Raw genomic sequence first — 20,547 nt, forward strand, 5'->3', positions numbered from 1 at the left:
GTCCTGCTCGCCTCGGGTAAACGCGGCCGTCCGGAACAAAACACAGTCTCACCTATTGATGCGTAGCATTCAGTGGGTGACGACAGATGACGCACAACACAGCACCGGCGGATAGAGCGCCCAAGACATTCCTCGGGCGCCTGACCCGGGCGTCGGTTCCGCGCCACGAGCTGGAATTCATCAGCAAAGTGGGCCGTCTCAATCGAGAGGAGGCGGTTGCTCTTTTGCATAAGCATATGGGCGATCGAGAGGCAGTCTTCCGGGAACTGGCATCGCGTCGCAAACCTTGACCCCGGAGGACGGCATGGACGACGATTTAAAACAGAGATTGATCGAACACAGCGCCCGTATGCAAGCCAGGGCAACTGAGTTGGCGCTGCCAGACGGCAACAGCGATATCTCCGCGCTGATGTCGGGCATTGCATTGACGCTTGAGGCCCTTCTGGTGATTGCCGCAGAGACGAAGACGCCACGGTCTGGGCCAACATTGGACCCATCTGACCGCTCGTAAACATCGTTGAGGCTCGGCAGGAACGCACGCAATCCTGCCGAAGCGGGGAGATTTCTATGATCCAACTGACTCGGGAACAATGCCGTGCGGCAAGAGGGCTGCTTGACTGGCCACAGGCGCGGTTGGACGCAAAGTCGAATGTAAGTGAGGGTACAGTTCGCGATTTCGAGAACGGCAAGCGTGTCCCCACTGCCGACAAGCTCAGTGCAATTCAATCGGCGTTGGAACTTGCAGGCGTCGCTTTCCTGGGCGATGGCGAGACCGGCGAAGGCGGTCCGGGGGTTCGGCTCAGGAAGTCAAGTGTCCCGCGCGCGGTCATTGGGGATGGCGAAGCCGGCATCATCGAGAACAGCGAAATGTAGAGTGTTGAGGCTGAGGGTAACCGCCTTTCGTCACAGCTGATTGCTGGAGGGATCTTTGGTTTGCCCAACCATTTTTACCAGTGGTGAAAACGGCTTCGTGGCTAGGCCGTTGCCGCCGTCGCCTGAGCCGGGGCTCGTTTCCGGGGGGCCGGTCGGCGTCGATCGCGGCGTTTCGAAACGACTTTGAGGGGAACCGCCGGCGCTGGAGACAGCGCACCAAGCACAGCGTTGACCATGCCGTGGGCTACGAAATCGGCGCTGATGTCGGCGGCCAGAGCTTGTCCTTGTTGCCCGGCATCGCCCTGCTCCGCGTCTGACCAGAACACAATTCCGATTCTCAAACCTGCCTTGGCGCGTTTCAGTCGGCGCACCAGAAAGCGAGCATGCTTGAGAGAATCCCGGTTCAGGAAACCGACCACGACTGTGTCGATCGTCTCTAGTTCGAGACGGCGAATACCTGCCGGCTCCATATCGACAAAACTGGCCTTCGCCACTGTCGCACCTTGCACCTCCAGCACCTGAGCGAGCATGGCGGCTGCGGCGTCGTCGAGTTCCCCGCGGCCGCCGGCACAAAGCACCGACATGTCCTTGCCATCGGGCAGCTCGATCTCTTCCTCCTCGACGCCATCCGGCTCCTTGCTCGTGCTCCCTTCCGCGGTGGCTGTCGGCTCATCTTCCTCGCTTGCTTCCTCCTGCGCATCGTCGGCAAGATTTGCGACAAGAATTTGGGCGCTCGCCGCCACCTGCCTTCGCTGCTGATCGCCCATCACGCCACGCATGCGGTCCTGCTCGCCCAGCAGGAGAGCGGGAATGGCGACCTTGTCGTAGAAATCGATCAGATACTTCTCCTCGAGGATTTCCTCTGCATGGTCGGTGGCTTCGTCGGGATCGCCGGCCAGGAGCCGCTGATAGAGCCGTGCGTGGGGTTCAAGCACAGGCTCGTTGCCAAACAGGACGTCGAGAAATTCGAACTGCGGAACGTGTCGGCCAAGCACGACAAGACAGACCGTCAGCGGTGTCGAAAGAACGAGGCCCAGCGGCCCCCACAGCCATGTCCAGAAGATCGCTGCGACGATGATAGCCAGAGGGGATAGTCCCGTACGCGAACCGTAGAGCCACGGTTCGACGACATTGCCGGTTACCATTTCCATCACGATAAACAGTGCAGCGGTCCACAGCACCAGCGACCAGCCGGGCGCCACGGCCAAGGCGAGGAACAACGGCAGCAGCGCGCCTATCACCGGGCCGATATAGGGAACGAAGCGAAGCGCCAGTGCCAGCAATCCCCACAGCAGCGCGTTGGGAATGCCGAGCACCCAAAGCCCGATCGCAATGGGGATGGCGTAGACGATGTTGACGACCAATTGCATGAGCAGATAGCGGCCGACCCGCTTGCCGGCGTCCTGCAATGCTTGCGTCGTGCGATGGAGATCCCCGTAACCGACCAGGCGGATGAACCGGTCGCGCAAATCCTCGCGCTCGAGCAACATGAAGATGACCACGATGATGATCAGGCCAGCCGAGGCCAGCGGGCTGATCAATGGTCCGATAATGTTTTGCAAGACCTCCAGAGGTCGCTCACGCGCGACGATCTCGACGGGTACAGGCTCGCGCCGGGGCTTGTCCGCCGCAGGCGGCGCCACGTCCTGTTTATCGATCTCCTGACCGACACGCTCGATCACGCTGCTCAGTCTGGCAATGATGCCGCCACCAACGCCCGTTTCCTTGAGCGAGCGAACCTTGGTCAGAATGTTTGTCTGGTAGGTTGAAATGTTCTGGGCAAGCTCGCTGACCTGGGTCGCCACAATAAAGCTGAACAGGCCCAGAGCCGCGAACGCGCCAATGACGCTGAGAAGGACTGCGGGAAGCCGAGGCAATCCGACGCGCTTCAGTGCGGAGACAACCGGCGCCAGCGCAAAGGTCAAGAGTAACGCGATGGCAATCGGGAGAAAAACCTCGCGACCGAAATACAAGGCAGCAACCGTCGTGACGACAGTTGCGACGGTCGGCAGAGCCGTGCTCGGATGGGCGCTCCCGGCCGCAAGGATCCGTCCTAGCCCTCGCTCGGTCGATGGGATGTCGTTTCGACGATTGGCAGCCACCTGATTCCCCCCGTTGCCCCAGGATAGTTAGACCCATTCGGCTGGCGGGCAATGTTAGCAGGGTCGAATACACGCATTTTGCGGCTTGCAGACTCCAGATTTTCCGACTCACGCTTTCTCAACCGGGAAACCGAGCCTGGAAAGAACCTCCTCGCCATCAGGGACGTGTGGCGGTCGAGCGCAGGTTCCTTTTGACCTCATCCGTTCAAAACGGATGCACAACCCAACGACGCAGGCTATGTTGCCCCCGTCGGGCCTACGTCATTGAGGGGGAGGCATGACATGCAGGCAATGCCGATAGCCCATCAAGCCGGCCAACCCGAGGCCAGGCCCATATCCTCCTTGACCGGCTATCCCGCCGCAGTCCTGTGCTGGCTGCTTTCGGCTGGTGTCTATATCGCGGCCAAATGGGTGGCGCCTGAGATGCCGCCCTGGGGCCTCTGTTTCTGGCGGCTGACGCTTGCTTGCGCCATCCTGCTGCCGATTGTGCACCATCATCACGACGCGATGATCGGGCTTTTGCGCACGCGCGCCTTAGAGGTCGTCGCCGTAGGGGCGATCGGTCTCACGCTGTGCCAGGGCATGATCTACCATGGCCTCAACGACACCGACGCCACCACGGCCGGCATCATCATGGCGCTGTCGCCCGTCATGACGATGGTGCTCGCCCGTTTCGTGCTTGGCGAGCCGCTCGGGCTGTGGAAGTCGCTTGGCGCGCTGGTTGCGCTCGCCGGGATGATTTTCATCGTTGCCCACGGGAACCTGACGGCGCTGCTGCAACTCAAGCTCAACGCCGGTGAGCTGTGGATCGTCGGCAGCGCGTTCTGCTGGGGCCTGTACACCGTGCTTTTGCGCCGTGCGAAATTCGGCATCGAACTCCTGCCGATGGTCGTGCTGCTGCTCGGCGCCGGCGCGCTGGTCGCCTTGCCTTTCCATCTGTGGGAATTGTTCAACGACGAACGCTCCGCCATGAACGTCCACAGCATTCTCGCGCTCGCCTATCTGGCAGGTCCCGGCGGCGCCTTGATGTACTATCTGTACAACAAAAGCGTGGAAACGCTCGGCGCGAGCCGGGCGAGCATGCTGCTTTACCTGCAGACGGTGTTCGTCGCCATCCTCGCCTATCTTCTGCTCGGCGAGGGGTTGCACGATTACGACCTTGTCGGTGCAGCCTTCATCGTTGCCGGCATCGTACTTGCCACCGTGATCAAGCTAAGGCCAGCTTAACCACCAAACGACAGCGCAACTTTGACAAGCGGTTGCTTTGACCCACGCTCCCTGACCAGTGCCGACTGGGCGCCGCTCAGACCATTGCCCACTGCGCGATCGCCCTGCCGGCCGAACATTGCTGGAACGAGTTCGCACCTTGCGACGTTGATCCGTCTCATGGTTGCAGCCGACATGACGGACGCAACCAGGTTTTGGTAATGAGGATCGCCTTATGAGCCGACTATCCCTCTGGATCGCAATCGTCGCAATTGTCCTGGTCGCTCTCTACTTCCTCCAATCACAAGGCATAATCAGGTTCTGACGCCGGGCACATCCGGACTCTTCCCACTGCTGCACTGAGCGGAACGTCACACGGGCGCGGCGCGGAACATCCAGGCATGGCCGGCGCGCTCGTGCGCGTTCTTGGCTACCGCCGTCTACGTCTGCCTTCCCGCATCAAGCTGCACCCCAAGCCGCTCCTTCCGTCTCCACCGCACCACAGCGCGATAGCTGGTCTGATCGACAGGCACGTGAAGAACGAAACGGTCGGGAATTGCGATGTCGGCCTTCACCCGCAACTCCGCACCGTGGGCGTGCTGGTTACAGACCAGACAATTGATGCTGGCGTCGCCGGAGTGGATTGTCGCTTCCTTCAGAACAAGGTTACGGCTATGCGACCGTCGCTCTATGGGTGGGTCAGTCGGCACTGCCTTGTTCCTTTGATTTGACGGACCGAAACCCTTCATTCCGGAACGCGGGTTGGACGCGCACTACCGGCCGAGCGGCTGCCTCGAAAGCGTGACGAGCTCGGCTTCGTCGACCACGCCGGCCATATAGTTCGCGATAATCCGGGATGCGAGAGCCTCGCGTGCTTCTGGCGATTGACCGTCGAGCTTGAGCTGCTCGAAGACACGCCCCAACAGTTCAAGCTCGGGTGGCTGCAGAATGCCAGCCTCCGTCGCCTTTCGTCGAATGGGCATTTGTTCTCCTCCACCCCGGTCAACGAACATACGACCGCGGCCAGGAAACTCAACTCACGTATTGAGGGCGCGCCGCCAGGCGGCACCTGACCTCAAATCCACTTCGGACCAGCGACGCCTTCAGCCCGCGGCCTGTGCTGCCATTGCGCCGGGCGTCGACGAAATTGGCCAGCGCATCCAATGCTCGCCTTTCGCTTCATGGCAGATTGCCAGCCTGCTCCTGCAGCCAGGCGCAGAAATGCCTCGGAGCCATGCGGCGGTCGTCGGTGCGTAGCAGCGCATAGTGCCAGGCTGGACCGCTCAGCACGTGACGGAAGGGGGCGACCAGAAGGCCCTGGGCCAACAAGGAACCGAACAGGGTGGGCGACAGCAGTGCCACACCACCACCTGCCAATGCGGCATTGGCGTTGAGTTCGTGGGTTGGAAAATCGACTGCGGCGAACCGCACGGCCGGCGGGACTTCGCCTTGCGCCATCATGAACCATTGTTCCCAGTCGGGATGCGGCAATAGATCGAAGTCGACCAGTTCCGCCGGAGCGGCAAGCGAACGCGCCCCGAGCAATGACGGCGCCAGCATCGGCGTCACGTCGACCGGAATGAGCCGATGTTCCTCAAGGCCGGTCCACCCACCGCGACCCGTTCTGATGACGACGTCAAAGGCGTTGGGATCGCGTATGTCCGTCGAGACATCGAGCTCGATGCCGGCGGGTCCCGACGCGGGATAATGCGGCAGACGCGGTGCGAGCCAGCGTGATGCGAACGTGGGTGGTGCGGTGACTTTTAGARGAGGCGTCGCCGCCTGAAATCGGTCGACCGCCTCTGCTATCCCGGCGAGCGATTCCCGAACCTGGCTTGCCAGCGCGGTGGCGGCAGGTGTCGGCACGACGCGCCCATGAACGCGCACAAAAAGCGGCTGCCCAAGCTCGGCCTCCAGCGAGCGGATACGCAGGCTGACAGCTGCAGGCGTCAGGAAAAGGCGTTCGGCCGCCCGCGCAAAGCTGGCGGTCGCAACGCATACTTCGAGAATGCGCAAGGATTCCAGAGAGGGCCGCATGATTAGTTTTCCTTGTGCCAGCGACAAGAAGAGCGCGTTTTTTGCGTCGCGCGCACTGGTGTAGATGCCGGCCTCGAAACTAGGAGGCATTTGATGTCGCTGCAATCAAGACACTTGTTTACCCTCTTCATGACGCTTCACCCCGTCATGGATCTTGGGCACACGCCGGCGGGCGGCCGACGTATTTTCGCGGTCTCGGGCGGAAACTTCGAGGGCGAGCGCATCAGCGGCACGGTGTCGCCGCTCATCGGGTCCGATCTGCTTCTCGGCCGCGCGGACGGCACATTCCAGCAGGATGTCAGGCTGCTCCTCGTCGCCGACGATGGCGGCCTGATCATCATGACCTATCGCGGCGTCAGGCGCGCCTGTCAGGCCATCGACGAACGCCTGGCACGCGGAGAGTTGGTCGATGCATCCGAATACTATCTACGCACAACGCCATATTTCGAGACCGCTGCGCCGGCCCATGCCTGGCTCAACAGCATTGTATCGGTCGCCAGCGGTGGCCGGACGGCAAGCGGTGTCGAGTATGAGGTCTTTGAAATCCTCTGACGTGAAAGCGCGGCTACCCAATACGCCTCGCTTGGAGCGAGCATGGCAGATGATGCTTCGCTGGTTTTGGCTGCAAATGCAAAGGCACCAAAGCTCGCGCATGCTGCGCGAGCTGACCGACGAGCAACTCAGCGACATTGGCCAACGCCGCAGGGCCAACGGGAAAGTCACGCCACGCCCAACAGACCGCCTCGATGAACGCTAGCCAGGCATGTCACTCCGGTCGCTGAGCGGCGCAATCGGCAACGCCGCCATCCTCGCCAGCCGTGCGATGCCTTCACCCCGCGGCCTGTGCCGCCTTGCGCCGCACGTCGCTCACCGTCAGCCAGACGGCGGAGACCAGGAAGTAGAAGGCGCCGAACGCGGCATAGGGCGCCACATTGGTGATGTCGATCGTCGCTGCACTGCCCGCCATCTTCACAAAGAAAATCCCGGCCAGCGCCGACTGGGCGCCGCTCAGCACCATGGCCCACTGCGCGCCGGACTTCCAGCGCCGGATGGCGGTGGCGAGTTGGAAAAGGCCAGACAGGACCGCCCAGACGCCGAACACCGCCAGTACCGCATTCATGCTTTTGCCGAGAGCAATGGCCACCGCGACCGCGGTTACGATGCTGATGACGAAGTTGAGCAACTGCGTCTTGTTGCGGTTCAGGTCGCCACTGCGCCGGGCGTCGACGAAATTGGCCAGCGCATCCCAGGCGGGATAGGCGACCAGCATGATCGCTGCCACGGCCGGCATAGCCCTGGCGACCGTGAAAGCCAGCAAGACCCAGGCGGCCGCCACCGCAAAGCGTGTGAAATAGTAGCTCTTCAGCCAGCTGTTCGAGAGCTGGGCGAGGTTGGTTTCGTTGGTCTTGGCAAGCATGTCGTTTTCTCCTTTGATAGTCCGTATACCTACTAGAAGGTAGACAGAGTGGACGCGTTGCGGGGATGCGGCGGCGATCTCGCCACCTCTGTCTGGCAAATTCCCTGTTAGTGAACCTTCGCCGATAGACGCTGCACGGCTGGCGTCAGGATGGCGTCAAAGATGGCAGGGTTGCCATAGGCGCGCGCCGACAGCATCGCGCCATGGACGGTGGCCATGAAGGTCTCCGCCTCCAGTTCGGCAGAGCCGGCGAATTTGAGCACACCCCGTTCGGCGCCCCGCTGCATGACCTTGGTCAGCCAGGACGACAGAAACCGGAAGTAGGCCCGCACCTCGACGGCAATTTCAGGCGGGAGTGCCGGGAGTTCGCTGGCAAGCAATGCGCAGACGCAAAATGGCATGCTCGCATCCTCAATGCATTTTGCCCAGAAACCGGCATAGGTCCGAAGCACGGCGAGCGGGTCAGGAAATTTGCTTTCCAGATCTGCCATGCTGGCCTCGGTGCGCTCGCGATGGTGCGCCACCAGCGTGCGAACAAGGTCGACCTTGCTGGGGAAATGATGGTGGATGCTCGCCTTGCGGATTCCCACCTCGCCGGCGATATCGGCGTAGCTGAATCCGTTGTAGCCGCCGGCCACGATGAAGTTTCGCGCGGATGCCAGAATCTGATCGGAGGTCGCCACAAGATTGCTCATGGCGATTACCTACCTACTAGTAGGACGATTGTCAACAGTGGATTTCCACGAGCCGTGCGAGGCTTCTCTAAACGGCTCGACAAATCTCAAAAACGGCTCGACAACCGTACGAGCCAACCGCAACATCGGTTCGCAAAAAGGGGCGAGGCATGGATACTGAGAATGCAAGTTTGACGCTCGAGCAAGCCAGGCTCAACAGGATGCTCACCCGGGGCATCGTCTATTCCATTGTCTGGCTCGCCGGCTTCGGATCTTCCTATGCGCTTTACCAGGGATTGCGGGCTCGACGGATGCTGAAACTGAATCCCATGCTTCAGGGAAATGGACGCGCCTGGTGGTGCATCCTTGCAGGAGGGCTCGGGGTCGCGGTGTTATGTGCAGTCGTTGGCGTCGGCATTTTCAACGCCATGACACAGCCCTAGGGCAATCTGCGACACGCCTGTACCGCCCGGAATGAAGAGCCCGCCGGCCAGGCCAGCGGGCGCCATATGTCACAGCGCGTCCGGCAAGAGCGGGACACGCCTTTGCCGCCGGCTAGAACCAGCGACGGTCACGTTCCTGGGTTTGCCCGAGGAGCATGCCGATCAACAGCCCGGCAATGCCACCAAGGACGAAAGCGCTGCTGATGGTACCGGGATTCTGCTGGACTGTTTCGGAGACCGTATGCGCCTGCGATCGCAGCTGCTGCCCTGCCCGTGCCGCGCGCTCGGTGGCGCTGCCATACCAGCCGCCGGCTTCGTCGACGGCATCTTCGGCGCGGTCGGCGAGTGTGCGGTTGATCTTGGCTATCTCGCGCTTCAGCGATGCGACCTGCTTCTCCAGGGCCTCCTGGGCCTCGCGGGCGGAAATCTTCGGGGTGTCGTTGTCGGCCATGGGCTGTTCCTTTCGTTGAGGTACGGGGAACGGCTTGCGAACAAGGATGGTTCCGAACGCTTGTGCGTACAGCCACGCACGGCCTTCTCATACTGCTCCGGCTCGCCGGGCAGCTTCTTCCCAATGCCGCGGAACCACAATGAGTCTGCCGTGTTGTAGGCTTCAGAGCCAAGCGAGAGGGATACCACACGTGCTAAGCACCGTTCGAACGATGATCGGCCAGACCCGCGATGCCATCGGTTTGGCGAAGCGCGTCCCCGCCACCCAGGCCGACAGCGATGCGTACGTCTCCAGGGAAGTCGCCACGCTCGCCGCCATCCGCCTCACCGACATGGCCGGCCTTGGCCCATCGATAGCCGAGAGCTGACGGAATTCGGACAGCCCCTTCAGCCGCCTTGGAAGCGTGCTTTTCACTCGTCCTTCCAGATCACTCGCCTCTCCCACCTGATCTCGATCAGGCGCCGGAAGCGGATCGTCTCCAGTTCCTGCCCGACCGGATGAAACAGCTCCGCACCCATCGATTCCTTGCGGCCGCATTTCTCACAGCGCAGCTTGGCGCGCAGTTGGTCTACGCTGACATTTCCGACAACCTCTCGAAGCTCCAGCGGTTTGTAGAAGCGTTTGATGTTGCAATAGCCGCACCGGACGCGCGCCACCTGCCCGGCATTGTGGGCATGCAGCAAGGTCCATTGCGCGCCTTTCGGCCATTTCTCGGGTTGCTCCGGCATATCCTGACATGAGGAACATATTCCTACTTCGTCAAGAGGGCTTTAAGTCCGATATCCCTGTTCTGCTCGCTGTTCACAACAGGCATCCAGCGCAGCGGACAGGCGGCTGTTTCCCGAACAACAGGGCTGCCGGCCTCCTAACTTTTGATATTGAAAAACGCCTCGGACAAGCCTTATAAAAATCGACGTTTCCCATTGCTCTTGAGGAGAATTGCGATGGACAACGTCCAGAGCGACACAATCAGTCGACCTGCAGTCGAAGTGGTCGAGGCCTGCGGAGAATGGTTCGTCCGCGTGGTCGAAGACGGCAAGGCAAGCACAACATCTTTCGAACTCGAAGCCTTCGCCCTGACCTTCGCCGAGGGCCAGCGAATACGCCTGGGGCTGGAGACGATCACGCGGGTTTAGCCCCCGATCCACTTCCGTTCGAACCCTGACCCGCATACCTGCGAATAGCGTGGGAATGGCCGCTTATTCCGCTCTACAACTCCTTTTTGGGGAACAGTCTTCCCATCCACAGGTTGTCCTCTCACGAGAGGACACGCCTATGTCGAATCCATCGAGCCATGCCGAAACGCTGCGAGCGGTCTCCGACCTGCTCCACCGCGCCCGCCTCGTCATCCGCGATGGTGGTCATGCCGTGGCGATGTTCGAAATAGACACGCTGCTGCAGGTCGCCCAGACCGAGGTTGCGCGCAGCCTCGAACGCAACGATCGCTGACCAAGACAGGATCTTGCCGGGCAGAAGAGCGGGCAAGCACCGAAGAAGACTTTCTTCGCTTGCGGCAGGAACCTGTGTCCGGCGGGTGAGTTGAGCCAAGCACCCCCGTCAACAAGGAACACAACAATGGCACCGACCAAGGCATCCTCCAAAGACCTCAGCAACCTCTTCCACGACACCCTCAAGGACATCTATTTCGCCGAGAAAAAGATCCTGGCGACACTTCCCAAAATGACCAAGGCAGCGCAGAGCCGCGAGCTTAAGGCAGCTTTCGAAAAGCACCGCGGCCAGACCGAAGAGCACGTCGCCCGGCTGGAGAAAGTGTTCGCGGTCATCGGCAAGAAACCGGTCGGCAAGACCTGCGCAGCGATCATGGGCATCACCGAGGAAGGTGCCGAGATCATGGACGAGTACAAGGGCGCGGCAGCACTCGACGCCGGCCTGCTGGCGGCAGCACAGGCCGTCGAGCACTACGAGATTTCGCGCTACGGCACCTTGCGCACCTGGGCCTCGGAACTCGGCTACAACGAGGCGGTCAACCTGCTCGAGCTGACGCTCAGCGAAGAAAAGGAAACCGATGCGGCGCTGACCGAACTCGCGGAGTCCGCAGTCAACATCGCCGCGGAAGCGGCATAGGGCGCGTTCGTCCAGCCTGCCCGCTCAAGGAAGCCCCGATGCTGGCATCGGGGCTTCTGTTCGTTTGAGAGAGACTGTCACCGGAGACACGGAACTTCCCTGACCGTCCTTGCGAATTCATGTCATCGCGTACGTGACGTAAGCTTGGCCTTTGTTCGAAAGAGCCACAGATGCCTCAAAGCACTCAGACTTTTGCGTCCCTCTCGCGCCTGTCCAAAATCCCGAAATCAGCGGAATGCGAGCCGCTGTCCGCTTCCAGGAAGCCTTCCGCCGCCAGACCGCGTCTAAGCAATTCCCGGACCGCAGCTGCCCTGCTTGGCATGCGTCTCTGAAATCGCCACGTGTCGAGGGCGGTAAATTCCTCAGCATTGAGCATGACCTGAAGACGTTCCGGTCGTTCAAGATTGTCCGCCATTGCTGCCTCCATCAAACCCTTTGAGTGGAATGAGTAACTTACTCACGTGCCCCATAAGCTCCCAAAGGGCTCTTTGGTTCCAAAGGCGTCAAATACATTTGATGGTCAACGTACTCAACATGGTGAAACGCACGCAAAGGCGTAACCTACTAACTAATTGTTTTAATTGAATATTTTTGAGAATTTCCTTGCCTTTGGATTTCATTTCGCGCATGGTGACATTGAGGGAAAACCTAGTCCTTCGGACAGGAGTTGACCATGCAATATTCCACAAGCCTGCGTGACGATCTCAACCAGACGGTCGTCGACGTGATTCGAAAATACGGAATCGTAAACGTGCCGGTAGTGGCGGAGCGCATTCGCGCCCGGCAACCGGACGAGCAGCTCACCATCCTGGATGCGGAGCATCTCGTACTGGGCTTCGCTGCCTTGTACTGCGCACCGATCGAGTTTGACCGCTCGGGGTGTGCCTGGCGCAAGCGCGCTCCCGTGTCGGCTGCAAACGGCGGCCTGATTTTAGAGTTCGTTGAAGAAGACGATATGGTGGCGGTGGCGGGTGGCCCTGCATCGGGGAACAAGGCAGCGTAGGGCCGAGGCACGGCAACGATTCCACCACCGTCTCAACTCGTCCCCGAAATACTGGGGGCAAGGCTTGGCGCAGGCTATTCGCCCGGCAGGTATGTCATCCGGACCAAATGTCGGCTGCTATGCCGAAACCAAAATACGCTAGCTGCGTTATGCGGCTCTCTCGACAATAAGCAGGGCGCGCCATGGGCAATTTCTTACCGCTTTCAATCAGGCTGGTTGATGGCCAGACCGTATTGGTCTCTTCGGTCTGTGACGCCGAAAGGGCACTCCTGGGACAGTGGCCCAACAAGAGAGCGGCGGCTTACCGCGATGCCTGCAGGCTGATCGCGGCGGCGAGAGAAGGGAGTTGCAGTCCCGCCATCGCTTTCGCGGCTTTCAAGGCGGCTGCAATCGACCAGCGCCTGCTGCAACCGACAAACAAAAGTTCTGCACTCAGGATGTTGGACGACGTGACCAGGGACCTGCGCACCTGATGATCTCGGCGCGCAGAAACCTGCTTCCGAAAGACGGACCGCTTCCTGGAAGGCCAAAAAACAGATCGCCCGTATAATCAGTTGCACGTCGGAACAAAGCCCTCCGGTACTTGTTAGCCCCTCAGCACGATGTGTGCCTAACGAGGATCCTATTCATGAAAAACCGTATGCTTCTGGCTCTGGCCACGGCCACAGCCATCACCTTCGCTTTGCCCGCTTTCGCCGCCGACAGCGCGCAGGATTTTGTCGACAAGGCCGCCGTCGGTGGCATGTTCGAAGTCGATTCCAGCAAGATCGCCGAAGGCAAGGCGCAGGACCAGGCCGTCAAGGATTTTGCGCAGAAGATGATCGACGATCATGGCGCGGCCAACGCCAAGCTTCAGACCATTGCCGGCGAGCAGAAACTGACGGTGCCCAAGGAACTGGACGCCAAGCACAAGGCCGATCTTGACTCGCTTCAGAATGCCAAGGACGCCGTCGACAAGCCGTATGTCCAGTTGCAGCGCGATGCGCATTCGGAGGCGGTCACCCTGTTCGAGAGCTATGCCAAGGACGGCGATAACGCGCAGCTGAAGACCTTCGCCTCCGAGACCTTGCCAACGCTCAAGATGCATCAGGAGATGATCGAGAAGATCGCCGCCACTGGCACGTCCACCACGGGCGAGGCAGCCCCAGCCACGAGCTCGACCACCCCTGCCGTGACCACGACGGACACCGCCAATCCGGCCGCTCCCGTTCCCGGCGCCAACTCCTTCACCGAGGACCAGGCCAAGAGCCGCATCCAGGATGCCGGCTACTCCGATGTGTCGAAGCTGACCAAGGACGAGCAGGGCATCTGGCGCGGCCAGGCGACCAAGGACGGCAAGAATACGACCGTCGCGCTCGACTACCAGGGCAACATCGTTGCCGGCACCAACTGAACCGACTGAAACCAGATCGAGGAGATCAAGACCATGAAAACCGTAACCGGACTTTTCGACAATTACGATGATGCTTCCGACGCCGTGGGCGAACTGGAGGCCAGCGGCGTTCCGCATGCCAACATCAGCATCGTCGCCAACAACGCGAACGATTGGTTCGACGACGGCGACACGTCCAAGGCGGCTGAAGATGCAACCGGCGGTGCCGGCGTTGGCGCCGTCATCGGCGGCGCCGGCGGACTGCTGACCGGGCTTGGCCTCATGGCCATTCCGGGCGTGGGTCCGGTCGTGGCAGCCGGCTGGCTGGCCGCCACCGCTGTTGGCGCCGTGGGCGGCGCGGTCGTCGGTGGTGCGGCCGGCGGCATCGTCGGCGCACTGACCGATTCCGGCGTCTCGGAAAGGGATGCCCATGTCTATGCCGAAGGCGTTCGTCGCGGCGGCACGATGGTGACCGCCAAGGTCGACGACGATCTGGCCGGTGAAGCCGAACGCATTCTCGGGCAGACCAACTCGGTCAACCTGGAAGAACGCCGCGGCACCTACGAAGCCAGTGGCTGGACCGGCTTCGATCCGAAGGCCGACCCTTACACCGACATCGAGGCGGAACGCGACAGGACGCGCAACGCCAGCCCGCTCTGATCACCGATGCCCCGTCGCCGAAAGGCGGCGGGGCTTCGTCGTGTCGACCATCCAGGAATCCGTCCACTCGCTACCCAAGGAACCCGTCCATGTCCAAGTCTCCAGGCCGCGTCAGCAACCGGGCTGTCATCCACGATCAGAAGCTGGTTCGAGGCGAAGGGGCCGAGTTGCATCAGATTGCCGAAGGCAACGTTCCTGTGCTGACCACCGCCCAGGGCGGACCGGTGGCGGACGATCAGAATTCCCTGAAGATCGGCGCCCGCGGACCGACCGCTCTTGAAGACTTCCATTTCCGCGAAAAGATTTTCCACTTCGACCATGAGCGCATCCCCGAGCGCGTCGTGCATGCGCGCGGCTACGGCGCGCACGGCTATTTCGAGACCTATGAGTCGCTGGCCAAATACACACGCGCCGACATCTTCCAGCGCGCTGGCGAAACGACGCCGGCTTTCGTGCGCTTCTCCACCGTCGCCGGCAACAAGGGCTCGGCCGATCTGGCGCGCGACGTGCGCGGCTTCGCCGTCAAGCTCTACACGCAAGAAGGCAACTGGGACATTGTCGGCAACAACATCCCGGTGTTCTTCATCCAGGATGCGATCAAGTTTCCTGATCTCGTCCATTCGGTGAAGGAGGAGCCTGATCGGGGCTTCCCGCAGGCGCAATCGGCGCATGACAATTTCTGGGATTTCATCTCGCTGACGCCTGAGTCCATGCACATGATCATGTGGGTGATGTCGGATCGCGCGATCCCGCGCTCGCTGCGCTTCATGGAAGGCTTTGGCGTCCACACCTTCCGCATGCTCAACGCCAAGGATGAATCCACCTTCGTCAAATTCCACTGGAAGCCGAAGCTCGGCCTGCAGTCGGTGGCCTGGAACGAGGCGGTCAAGATCAACGGCGCCGATCCCGATTTCCATCGCCGCGATCTCTGGGACTCGATCAAGGCCGGCGCGTTCCCGGAATGGGAATTGCAGCTGCAACTGTTCGACCAGGACTTTGCCGACAGTTTCGACTTCGACGTGCTCGACGCCACCAAGTTGATCCCCGAGGAAATCCTGCCGCCGATCCCGGTCGGCCGCCTGGTGCTCGACCGCATGCCCGACAATTTTTTCGCCGAGACCGAACAGGTCGCGTTCATGACTCAGAACGTTCCGCCCGGCATCGACTTCTCCAACGACCCGCTGCTACAGGGGCGGAACTTTTCCTATCTCGACACGCAGATCAAACGGCTGGGCAGCACCAACTTCACCCACATCCCGATCAACGCGCCGAAATGCCCGTTCCACAATTTCCAGCAGGACGGCCATATGGCCATGCGCAATCCTGTGGGACGGGTGAACTACCAACCGAACTCCTTCGGCGAAGGCCCGCGGGAATCGCCGCAGCGCGGCTTCCGCTCGTTCCCTGAGGCCGAGCAAGGTCCGAAGCAGCGCATCCGCGCCGAAAGCTTCGCCGACCATTACAGCCAGGCGCGGCAGTTCTACATCAGCCAGACGCCTCCCGAGCAAGGCCATATCGCGGCCGCGCTGACCTTCGAACTCAGCAAGGTGCAGACGCCAGTCATCCGCGAGCGAATGGTCTCCCACCTGCTCAACATCGATGAAGGGCTGGCGGGCAAGGTCGGCGACGGGCTTGGCCTGAAGGCGATGCCGAAACCGGCCGATGCGGCCATTGCCACACGGCAGGATCTGACTGCTTCACCTTCGCTCAGCATCGTCGCCAACGGCCCCGATCGTTTCGAGGGCCGCAAGCTCGGCATATTGGTGACCGACGGCACAGATGCCACGCTGCTCAAGGCGCTGACTGCGGCCTTGACCAAGGCCGGTGCGGTGTTCGAAATCATCGCTCCCAAGGTCGGCGGCGCCAAGGCCAGCGATGGCAGCGTGATCGAGGCGCAGCAGATGATCGGCGGCGGTCCGTCCGTACTCTACGATGCGGTCGCCTTGCTGCCGTCCAAAGCGTCGATGGCCGATCTCGTCAAAGAGTCCACGGCGCGCGATTTCGTCGCCGACGCTTTCGCCCATTGCAAATTCATCGGCTATGTCGAGGCCGCACTGCCGCTGCTCGACAAGGCCGGCATTGCCGAAAGCCTCGACGAGGGTTGCGTTGCGCTGTCCGGACCCAAGGATGTCGCCGGCTTTGTGTCGGCCCTCGGCGCGCTGCGCCTGTGGGCGCGCGAGCCGAAGGTGAAGATGGCGTAGCCGCGCGCGTGGTCAGCGCAGACAAGGAGTTCGACATGAACGAAGACAGCGACCGGACGAAGGTCACGGGCAAGGCGTTGCGGGTCAACGACAACAGCGCGGGCGAGCGCGACGAAACGTCCTTGCCGGCGCCGACGAAGCCGCGCACCGATGCCAAACCGAGCAAGGTTGAGGGCAACGCTCTGCGGGTGAACGACAACAGTATCGAGGCTGATGAGCCCGTCCCGTCGCCGGCCCCTCCCCGCAAGGAATGAGCGTGGCCGGCGAGCCGCGAGCTCGCCTTCCGTCAAACGCTAGCGCATCAGCCCTGCCGCGCGCAGCGCGTCCTCGATGACCTTGGTAATGCCGCCTGCCGTGCCGCGTGCGTTGGCAGGCTCCGGCCGAGGATCGACACGGACCGTCCGGGGTTTTTCCTCCGGCGCAAAGGGCTGTAGTGCGGCGCCTGAAGTGGCTTCGGCCTTCGCCTTGCGCCGCACGTCCGGCGTGGCCAGCTCCCAGAAGCGGGCGATCTGGCGGGTCGAGGAAATCCCGACATCCAGCATGAACGGCCCTGCTTTGCCGAGGCCGTCGTCGCCGCTCATCTTCAGCGGCGTACCATGGCCCATGCCGGCAATGCCGTAAGTTTCAACGACGTCGCGTCCATTGCTGTCGGACCAGACCTTTCGCGTCTGACCGTCGACCTGTTCCGTGCGTGTCGGCCTCTCACTGACGCCGTGCACGCTTTGCCATTGCGCCAGCACCGCATCCGCATTGGCAGGCACGACGGTGGTGTCGGCCGAGCCCTGCCAGATCGAAATCCTCGGCCATGGACCCTTGTGTGGCGAGGCCTGCCGCAACAGGCGCTGCAATTCGCCCCTGGACGGGCCGCCATGGCCGCGCATGCGGTCGAAGGCTTCGGGGATGGTCGAGGCGCTGCCATAGGCAAGCCCGGCAATGATCGCGCCGCCGGCGAACACTTCCGGGTAGGTGGCCAGCATCACCGCCGCCATGGCGCCGCCGGCGGACAGACCGGTGACGAAGATCCGCTTGCGGTCAAGGCCGTGCGTAACCACCGCCGCCTCGATCATCTGGCGGATGGACAGAGCCTCGCCGCTGTCGCGGCTGATATCGCCCGGCACAAACCAGTTGAAGCATAGATTGGCGTTGTTGGCGCGCTGCTGCTCGGGGAAGAGCACGGCAAAGCCCTGCTCGGCGGCAAGCTCGGTCCAGCCAGAGCCATGGTCGTAGCCGGCGGCAGTCTGGGTGCAGCCATGCAGCACGACGACCAGCGCCGCCTGTTCTGGAAGTGTCGCCGGAAGATAAAGCCGCGCCCGCAAGGCGCCGGGATTGGACCCGAAGCCTGTCATGTCTGAGAGATGATCGTCCTTGCTCTGCCCGGAGCCTAATTGCCGGCCGCGCATCGCGCCAAGGCGAGCGATCGTATCGGATATGTTTCGCAAATCGGTATCCTCGCACCGGAATGGCACAGTCGTGCGCACAACGCACGTGCAGCAATATCGTTGCTGCACTGCACAATAACAAGCCGCGCGGCGGATCAATGACCCGGTGAGGTCATACGATCCGCTGCGCGGCTTGGGACGGACGAGCGCAATTTGGCCCGGCTGACCTCTGGTCGGTCAGCCGGTCGAGGGCGCTGGTTACCAGCGCTGATGCACGTAGGGCTTGATGTCCTGGTCGTAGATCGCCTTCACCTTGGCCATGAGTTCATTCGACAGCGGCGCGAGCTCCGCCGCTTCGGCATTGGAAACCGCCTGCGCCGGGTTGCGGGCGCCGGGGATGACGACCGTCACCGCGTCGAACATCAGGATCCAGCGCAGCGCGAACTTCGCCATCGTCGTGTCGCCCGACACCAGCGGCCGGACCTTCTCGACCGCCGCCAGGCCGACCTCATAGGGCACGCCCGAAAACGTCTCGCCGACATCGAAGGCTTCGCCGTTGCGGTTGAACAGGCGATGGTCGGTGCTCTCGAACTTGGTGTCCGCCTTGAACTTTCCCGACAGCAGGCCACTGGCCAGCGGCACACGGGCAATGATGGCGACGCCGTTCTTCTTCGCCTGGTCGAAAAACAGTTCGGCCGGACGCTGGCGGAAGGCGTTGAAGATGATCTGCACCGAGACGACGCCGGGATATTGCATCGCCTTCAGCGCCTCTTCGACGCGCTCGACGCTGACGCCGTAATTGCGGATCTTGCCCTGCGCGGTGAGCTTGTCGAGACGCTCGAACACCTCCGGATGGTAATACAGGTCCGTCGGCGGGCAATGCAGCTGCACTAGGTCGAGCGTGTCGGCCTCGAGGTATTTCAGACTGCGGTCGATCCAGCCGGTGAGGTTCTCGACGCTGTAGCCTTCGACGCTCTGTTTCGGCAGCCGCCGTCCGGCCTTGGTGGCGATGAACGGGCGCTCGCCGCCACGCTCCTTCATCACCCGCGCGATCAGCTTTTCCGAGCGGCCGTCGCCATAGACGTCGGCGGTGTCGAGGAAGGTGACGCCGGCATCGAGCGCCGCGTGCAAGGCGGCGATGGCGTCGTCGTCATTGACCTCGCCCCAGGCGGCGCCGATCGCCCAGGCGCCAAAGCCGATCTCGCTGACATTGCGGCCGGTCCGGCCAAATTTCCGTGAATGCATCTCGCTGTTCCTGACTGCGGCTTCGCCGGCGATACCGGCTCCATGATTCTGATTTCGGGAAGCCTCATATCGCATGGCAACGTGATTGACATCCCTCTTCGCAAGATTTACCAGATAACAGGGTTGTATGACAACCCGGTAAGACTGCAATGATTTGGAGTCGGGAGGATCTCAAGTTGAAAACCGTTCTGAAACTGGCCGCGTCAGCGGCCTTGTGCCTTGGCGCGTTTGCCCATCCTGCCTTGGCCGAAGACAACATCGTCAAGATCGGCGTCGTCGCCGCTGAATCCGGTTCGTTCGTGTCCGCCGGCCATACCTTGCCGGCCGGCGTCGGCCTTGCCGTCAAGCAGATCAACGATGCCGGCGGCTTCAAGGTCGGCGGCAAGACCTACAAGCTCGAAATGGTCAAGCGCGACGACCGCACCGATATCGCCACCGCAATCGCCGCCACCCAGGAGCTGGTGCGCGACGTGAAGGTGCAGGCGATCTTCGGCTCGGAAACGCATGACTTCACATTGGCCATGGCCAAGATCACCCAGCCGGCCAAGATCATCCATTTCGCCGGCAATTCGACGCTGGCGAAAATCCTGACGCCGGACTCGGTTAAATCAGGCGGCGAGGACCACTATCTCTTCCAGTCGGAGCCACAGGAATTCCAGCGCTCCGGTTCGACCGCGCGCGGTGTGCTCTCCCTGCTCGAGCCGCTGCTCGGCTTCAAGCCGAAGAAGTCGGTGATGATTGTCGGCAACGACGCCACCGGACAGTTCCTGTCGTCCTACTATTTCAAGGCGCTGAAGGCCGAGGGCCAGGACGTCCCCGACATCATCTTCTACCCGCCTGACACCACCGACTTCTCGCCCTTCCTGACGCGGGCCAAGAGCCTCAATCCTGACACCATCCACTTCTGGTACAATGGCGATTCAACGCTGACGGCGCTGCCGCAGGCGCTGGAACTGGGTGCGGCCAAAAGCTACTTCCTGTTCGGTGTCGACCCCGGCATCTGGAAGGAAAAGCAGCTGTCGGCCGACGTGCCGGTGGCGATGAGCTGCGTGCCGGTGTGCTGGGGCGAATCCTCCAACCCGAAGGCAAAAACCTATTTCGACGCCTATTTCGCCGCCGGCGCGCCGCATGGCGTGACCTCGTCGGTGTCGCTGCTCTACCACGACTATGTCCACTTCCTCGTCGAGGCCTGGCAGAAGGCCGACAGCTTCGATCCGGACAAGACGGTCGAGGCGCTGCTCAGCCTGCACCACCAGGGCGTGGTCTCGGATGATTTGACCTTCAATCCGACGCATCAGGTCACCCACGCGACGGAAGTCTGCGCGGCCGCACCCGGTGGCGACATCTCCTGCTCGATGCAGCAGCCGCCGGCGGAAGCGCCGAAGAGCTAAGGCATCCC

Annotated in this window: 27 protein-coding genes; 16 read left to right on the forward strand and 11 right to left on the reverse strand. The window is 61.7% G+C overall.

Annotated features, from left to right (window positions below; translation table 11 throughout):
• The first annotated feature begins 304 nt into the window (after nt 1–304).
• Entirely contained in the window at nt 305–511 is a 207-nt protein-coding gene (locus AC1DZ8_RS23515) for a hypothetical protein (protein ID WP_477309709.1), read from the forward strand.
• Between the two features lie 56 nt (nt 512–567).
• On the forward strand, nt 568–873 hold the full coding sequence (locus AC1DZ8_RS23520; protein WP_477309708.1) for a helix-turn-helix domain-containing protein: 306 nt from the start codon (nt 568–570) through the stop codon (nt 871–873).
• A gap of 101 nt (nt 874–974) precedes the next feature.
• Here the strand turns inward: AC1DZ8_RS23520 and AC1DZ8_RS23525 are convergent, their stop codons facing one another.
• Nucleotides 975–2,975, reverse strand: coding sequence for an AI-2E family transporter (locus AC1DZ8_RS23525; protein WP_477309707.1), 2,001 nt, complete (start codon nt 2,973–2,975; stop codon nt 975–977).
• Between the two features lie 282 nt (nt 2,976–3,257).
• Between AC1DZ8_RS23525 and AC1DZ8_RS23530 the strand changes: the two genes are divergently transcribed.
• Nucleotides 3,258–4,202, forward strand: a complete 945-nt coding sequence (locus tag AC1DZ8_RS23530) for a DMT family transporter (protein ID WP_477309706.1) — start codon at nt 3,258–3,260, stop codon at nt 4,200–4,202.
• Nucleotides 4,203–4,621: 419 nt separating this feature from the next.
• On the opposite strand, the gene AC1DZ8_RS23535 is transcribed toward AC1DZ8_RS23530, so the two are convergent.
• The 3 genes from AC1DZ8_RS23535 to AC1DZ8_RS23545 all read right to left on the reverse strand — a co-directional run bounded on the left by AC1DZ8_RS23535 (nt 4,622) and on the right by AC1DZ8_RS23545 (nt 6,218).
• Complete coding sequence (locus AC1DZ8_RS23535) at nt 4,622–4,930, reverse strand: PilZ domain-containing protein (protein ID WP_477309705.1); 309 nt, start codon at nt 4,928–4,930, stop codon at nt 4,622–4,624.
• A gap of 24 nt (nt 4,931–4,954) precedes the next feature.
• Nucleotides 4,955–5,164, reverse strand: a complete 210-nt coding sequence (locus AC1DZ8_RS23540; RefSeq protein ID WP_477309704.1) for a hypothetical protein — start codon at nt 5,162–5,164, stop codon at nt 4,955–4,957.
• 196 nt (nt 5,165–5,360) lie between these two features.
• Nucleotides 5,361–6,218, reverse strand: coding sequence for a LysR family transcriptional regulator (locus tag AC1DZ8_RS23545; RefSeq protein WP_477401709.1), 858 nt, complete (start codon nt 6,216–6,218; stop codon nt 5,361–5,363).
• Nucleotides 6,219–6,311: 93 nt separating this feature from the next.
• On the opposite strand from AC1DZ8_RS23545, the gene AC1DZ8_RS23550 reads away from it, so the two are divergent.
• Entirely contained in the window at nt 6,312–6,770 is a 459-nt protein-coding gene (locus AC1DZ8_RS23550; protein WP_477309702.1) for a DUF3237 domain-containing protein, read from the forward strand.
• Nucleotides 6,771–7,047: 277 nt separating this feature from the next.
• On the opposite strand, the gene AC1DZ8_RS23555 is transcribed toward AC1DZ8_RS23550, so the two are convergent.
• Both AC1DZ8_RS23555 and AC1DZ8_RS23560 read right to left on the reverse strand, forming a co-directional pair.
• Nucleotides 7,048–7,635, reverse strand: coding sequence for a DUF308 domain-containing protein (locus AC1DZ8_RS23555; RefSeq protein WP_477309701.1), 588 nt, complete (start codon nt 7,633–7,635; stop codon nt 7,048–7,050).
• Between the two features lie 107 nt (nt 7,636–7,742).
• Complete coding sequence (locus tag AC1DZ8_RS23560) at nt 7,743–8,330, reverse strand: TetR/AcrR family transcriptional regulator (protein ID WP_477309700.1); 588 nt, start codon at nt 8,328–8,330, stop codon at nt 7,743–7,745.
• 149 nt (nt 8,331–8,479) lie between these two features.
• On the opposite strand from AC1DZ8_RS23560, the gene AC1DZ8_RS23565 reads away from it, so the two are divergent.
• On the forward strand, nt 8,480–8,752 hold the full coding sequence (locus tag AC1DZ8_RS23565) for a hypothetical protein (protein ID WP_477309699.1): 273 nt from the start codon (nt 8,480–8,482) through the stop codon (nt 8,750–8,752).
• Nucleotides 8,753–8,864: 112 nt separating this feature from the next.
• Here AC1DZ8_RS23565 and AC1DZ8_RS23570 read toward each other — a convergent pair whose 3' ends face one another.
• A complete protein-coding gene (locus AC1DZ8_RS23570) occupies nt 8,865–9,203 on the reverse strand; it encodes a hypothetical protein (protein ID WP_477309698.1) in 339 nt (112 codons plus the stop codon).
• Nucleotides 9,204–9,393: 190 nt separating this feature from the next.
• Between AC1DZ8_RS23570 and AC1DZ8_RS23575 the strand changes: the two genes are divergently transcribed.
• Nucleotides 9,394–9,570, forward strand: a complete 177-nt coding sequence (locus AC1DZ8_RS23575; RefSeq protein WP_477309697.1) for a hypothetical protein — start codon at nt 9,394–9,396, stop codon at nt 9,568–9,570.
• Between the two features lie 43 nt (nt 9,571–9,613).
• Here AC1DZ8_RS23575 and AC1DZ8_RS23580 read toward each other — a convergent pair whose 3' ends face one another.
• Entirely contained in the window at nt 9,614–9,931 is a 318-nt protein-coding gene (locus AC1DZ8_RS23580; RefSeq protein ID WP_477309696.1) for a hypothetical protein, read from the reverse strand.
• Nucleotides 9,932–10,147: 216 nt separating this feature from the next.
• Between AC1DZ8_RS23580 and AC1DZ8_RS23585 the strand changes: the two genes are divergently transcribed.
• The 3 genes from AC1DZ8_RS23585 (at nt 10,148) to AC1DZ8_RS23595 (ending at nt 11,288) form a co-directional block, all read left to right on the forward strand.
• A complete protein-coding gene (locus tag AC1DZ8_RS23585; RefSeq protein WP_477309695.1) occupies nt 10,148–10,339 on the forward strand; it encodes a hypothetical protein in 192 nt (63 codons plus the stop codon).
• Between the two features lie 139 nt (nt 10,340–10,478).
• Nucleotides 10,479–10,652, forward strand: a complete 174-nt coding sequence (locus AC1DZ8_RS23590) for a hypothetical protein (protein ID WP_477309694.1) — start codon at nt 10,479–10,481, stop codon at nt 10,650–10,652.
• 126 nt (nt 10,653–10,778) lie between these two features.
• Entirely contained in the window at nt 10,779–11,288 is a 510-nt protein-coding gene (locus AC1DZ8_RS23595; RefSeq protein ID WP_477309693.1) for a YciE/YciF ferroxidase family protein, read from the forward strand.
• Nucleotides 11,289–11,472: 184 nt separating this feature from the next.
• On the opposite strand, the gene AC1DZ8_RS23600 is transcribed toward AC1DZ8_RS23595, so the two are convergent.
• The gene (locus AC1DZ8_RS23600; RefSeq protein ID WP_477309692.1) at nt 11,473–11,703 is read right to left on the reverse strand and encodes a hypothetical protein; all 231 of its coding nucleotides are present in this window, start codon (nt 11,701–11,703) and stop codon (nt 11,473–11,475) included.
• 258 nt (nt 11,704–11,961) lie between these two features.
• Between AC1DZ8_RS23600 and AC1DZ8_RS23605 the strand changes: the two genes are divergently transcribed.
• The 6 genes from AC1DZ8_RS23605 to AC1DZ8_RS23630 all read left to right on the forward strand — a co-directional run bounded on the left by AC1DZ8_RS23605 (nt 11,962) and on the right by AC1DZ8_RS23630 (nt 16,778).
• Nucleotides 11,962–12,291: a hypothetical protein gene (locus AC1DZ8_RS23605; protein WP_477309691.1), complete on the forward strand. Its 330-nt coding sequence runs from the start codon at nt 11,962–11,964 to the stop codon at nt 12,289–12,291.
• A gap of 182 nt (nt 12,292–12,473) precedes the next feature.
• Entirely contained in the window at nt 12,474–12,764 is a 291-nt protein-coding gene (locus AC1DZ8_RS23610) for a DUF982 domain-containing protein (protein ID WP_477309690.1), read from the forward strand.
• A 155-nt stretch (nt 12,765–12,919) separates the two neighbouring features.
• Nucleotides 12,920–13,684, forward strand: a complete 765-nt coding sequence (locus AC1DZ8_RS23615; protein WP_477309689.1) for a DUF4142 domain-containing protein — start codon at nt 12,920–12,922, stop codon at nt 13,682–13,684.
• Nucleotides 13,685–13,717: 33 nt separating this feature from the next.
• Nucleotides 13,718–14,323: a hypothetical protein gene (locus tag AC1DZ8_RS23620; RefSeq protein ID WP_477309688.1), complete on the forward strand. Its 606-nt coding sequence runs from the start codon at nt 13,718–13,720 to the stop codon at nt 14,321–14,323.
• An 89-nt stretch (nt 14,324–14,412) separates the two neighbouring features.
• Entirely contained in the window at nt 14,413–16,524 is a 2,112-nt protein-coding gene (gene katE / locus AC1DZ8_RS23625; RefSeq protein ID WP_477309687.1) for a catalase, read from the forward strand.
• A 35-nt stretch (nt 16,525–16,559) separates the two neighbouring features.
• A complete protein-coding gene (locus AC1DZ8_RS23630; protein ID WP_477309686.1) occupies nt 16,560–16,778 on the forward strand; it encodes a hypothetical protein in 219 nt (72 codons plus the stop codon).
• 39 nt (nt 16,779–16,817) lie between these two features.
• Here AC1DZ8_RS23630 and AC1DZ8_RS23635 read toward each other — a convergent pair whose 3' ends face one another.
• Both AC1DZ8_RS23635 and AC1DZ8_RS23640 read right to left on the reverse strand, forming a co-directional pair.
• Nucleotides 16,818–17,963: an extracellular catalytic domain type 1 short-chain-length polyhydroxyalkanoate depolymerase gene (locus AC1DZ8_RS23635; protein ID WP_477309685.1), complete on the reverse strand. Its 1,146-nt coding sequence runs from the start codon at nt 17,961–17,963 to the stop codon at nt 16,818–16,820.
• Nucleotides 17,964–18,161: 198 nt separating this feature from the next.
• Nucleotides 18,162–19,148 carry an aldo/keto reductase gene (locus AC1DZ8_RS23640; protein ID WP_477309684.1) on the reverse strand — a complete coding sequence of 329 codons (987 nt, stop codon included), beginning with the start codon at nt 19,146–19,148 and terminating at the stop codon, nt 18,162–18,164.
• Between the two features lie 176 nt (nt 19,149–19,324).
• On the opposite strand from AC1DZ8_RS23640, the gene AC1DZ8_RS23645 reads away from it, so the two are divergent.
• Nucleotides 19,325–20,539: an ABC transporter substrate-binding protein gene (locus tag AC1DZ8_RS23645; protein WP_477309683.1), complete on the forward strand. Its 1,215-nt coding sequence runs from the start codon at nt 19,325–19,327 to the stop codon at nt 20,537–20,539.
• Nucleotides 20,540–20,547 lie beyond the last annotated feature (8 nt).

The organism is Mesorhizobium sp. P2_F7 (genome assembly GCF_056403695.1).

What these genes read in the sequence shown, in the direction of transcription:
- AC1DZ8_RS23585 (WP_477309695.1), top strand. Translation starts at nt 10,148, where the DNA reads ATGGACAACGTCCAGAGCGACACAATCAGTCGACCTGCAGTCGAAGTG.
- AC1DZ8_RS23615 (WP_477309689.1), top strand. Translation starts at nt 12,920, where the DNA reads ATGAAAAACCGTATGCTTCTGGCTCTGGCCACGGCCACAGCCATCACC.
- AC1DZ8_RS23515 (WP_477309709.1), top strand. Translation starts at nt 305, where the DNA reads ATGGACGACGATTTAAAACAGAGATTGATCGAACACAGCGCCCGTATG.
- AC1DZ8_RS23570 (WP_477309698.1), bottom strand. Translation starts at nt 9,203, where the DNA reads ATGGCCGACAACGACACCCCGAAGATTTCCGCCCGCGAGGCCCAGGAG.
- AC1DZ8_RS23565 (WP_477309699.1), top strand. Translation starts at nt 8,480, where the DNA reads ATGGATACTGAGAATGCAAGTTTGACGCTCGAGCAAGCCAGGCTCAAC.
- AC1DZ8_RS23630 (WP_477309686.1), top strand. Translation starts at nt 16,560, where the DNA reads ATGAACGAAGACAGCGACCGGACGAAGGTCACGGGCAAGGCGTTGCGG.
- AC1DZ8_RS23520 (WP_477309708.1), top strand. Translation starts at nt 568, where the DNA reads ATGATCCAACTGACTCGGGAACAATGCCGTGCGGCAAGAGGGCTGCTT.
- AC1DZ8_RS23550 (WP_477309702.1), top strand. Translation starts at nt 6,312, where the DNA reads ATGTCGCTGCAATCAAGACACTTGTTTACCCTCTTCATGACGCTTCAC.
- AC1DZ8_RS23595 (WP_477309693.1), top strand. Translation starts at nt 10,779, where the DNA reads ATGGCACCGACCAAGGCATCCTCCAAAGACCTCAGCAACCTCTTCCAC.
- AC1DZ8_RS23540 (WP_477309704.1), bottom strand. Translation starts at nt 5,164, where the DNA reads ATGCCCATTCGACGAAAGGCGACGGAGGCTGGCATTCTGCAGCCACCC.
- katE (WP_477309687.1), top strand. Translation starts at nt 14,413, where the DNA reads ATGTCCAAGTCTCCAGGCCGCGTCAGCAACCGGGCTGTCATCCACGAT.
- AC1DZ8_RS23530 (WP_477309706.1), top strand. Translation starts at nt 3,258, where the DNA reads ATGCAGGCAATGCCGATAGCCCATCAAGCCGGCCAACCCGAGGCCAGG.
- AC1DZ8_RS23620 (WP_477309688.1), top strand. Translation starts at nt 13,718, where the DNA reads ATGAAAACCGTAACCGGACTTTTCGACAATTACGATGATGCTTCCGAC.
- AC1DZ8_RS23535 (WP_477309705.1), bottom strand. Translation starts at nt 4,930, where the DNA reads ATGAAGGGTTTCGGTCCGTCAAATCAAAGGAACAAGGCAGTGCCGACT.
- AC1DZ8_RS23590 (WP_477309694.1), top strand. Translation starts at nt 10,479, where the DNA reads ATGTCGAATCCATCGAGCCATGCCGAAACGCTGCGAGCGGTCTCCGAC.
- AC1DZ8_RS23555 (WP_477309701.1), bottom strand. Translation starts at nt 7,635, where the DNA reads ATGCTTGCCAAGACCAACGAAACCAACCTCGCCCAGCTCTCGAACAGC.
- AC1DZ8_RS23610 (WP_477309690.1), top strand. Translation starts at nt 12,474, where the DNA reads ATGGGCAATTTCTTACCGCTTTCAATCAGGCTGGTTGATGGCCAGACC.
- AC1DZ8_RS23640 (WP_477309684.1), bottom strand. Translation starts at nt 19,148, where the DNA reads ATGCATTCACGGAAATTTGGCCGGACCGGCCGCAATGTCAGCGAGATC.
- AC1DZ8_RS23600 (WP_477309692.1), bottom strand. Translation starts at nt 11,703, where the DNA reads ATGGCGGACAATCTTGAACGACCGGAACGTCTTCAGGTCATGCTCAAT.
- AC1DZ8_RS23580 (WP_477309696.1), bottom strand. Translation starts at nt 9,931, where the DNA reads ATGCCGGAGCAACCCGAGAAATGGCCGAAAGGCGCGCAATGGACCTTG.
- AC1DZ8_RS23605 (WP_477309691.1), top strand. Translation starts at nt 11,962, where the DNA reads ATGCAATATTCCACAAGCCTGCGTGACGATCTCAACCAGACGGTCGTC.
- AC1DZ8_RS23560 (WP_477309700.1), bottom strand. Translation starts at nt 8,330, where the DNA reads ATGAGCAATCTTGTGGCGACCTCCGATCAGATTCTGGCATCCGCGCGA.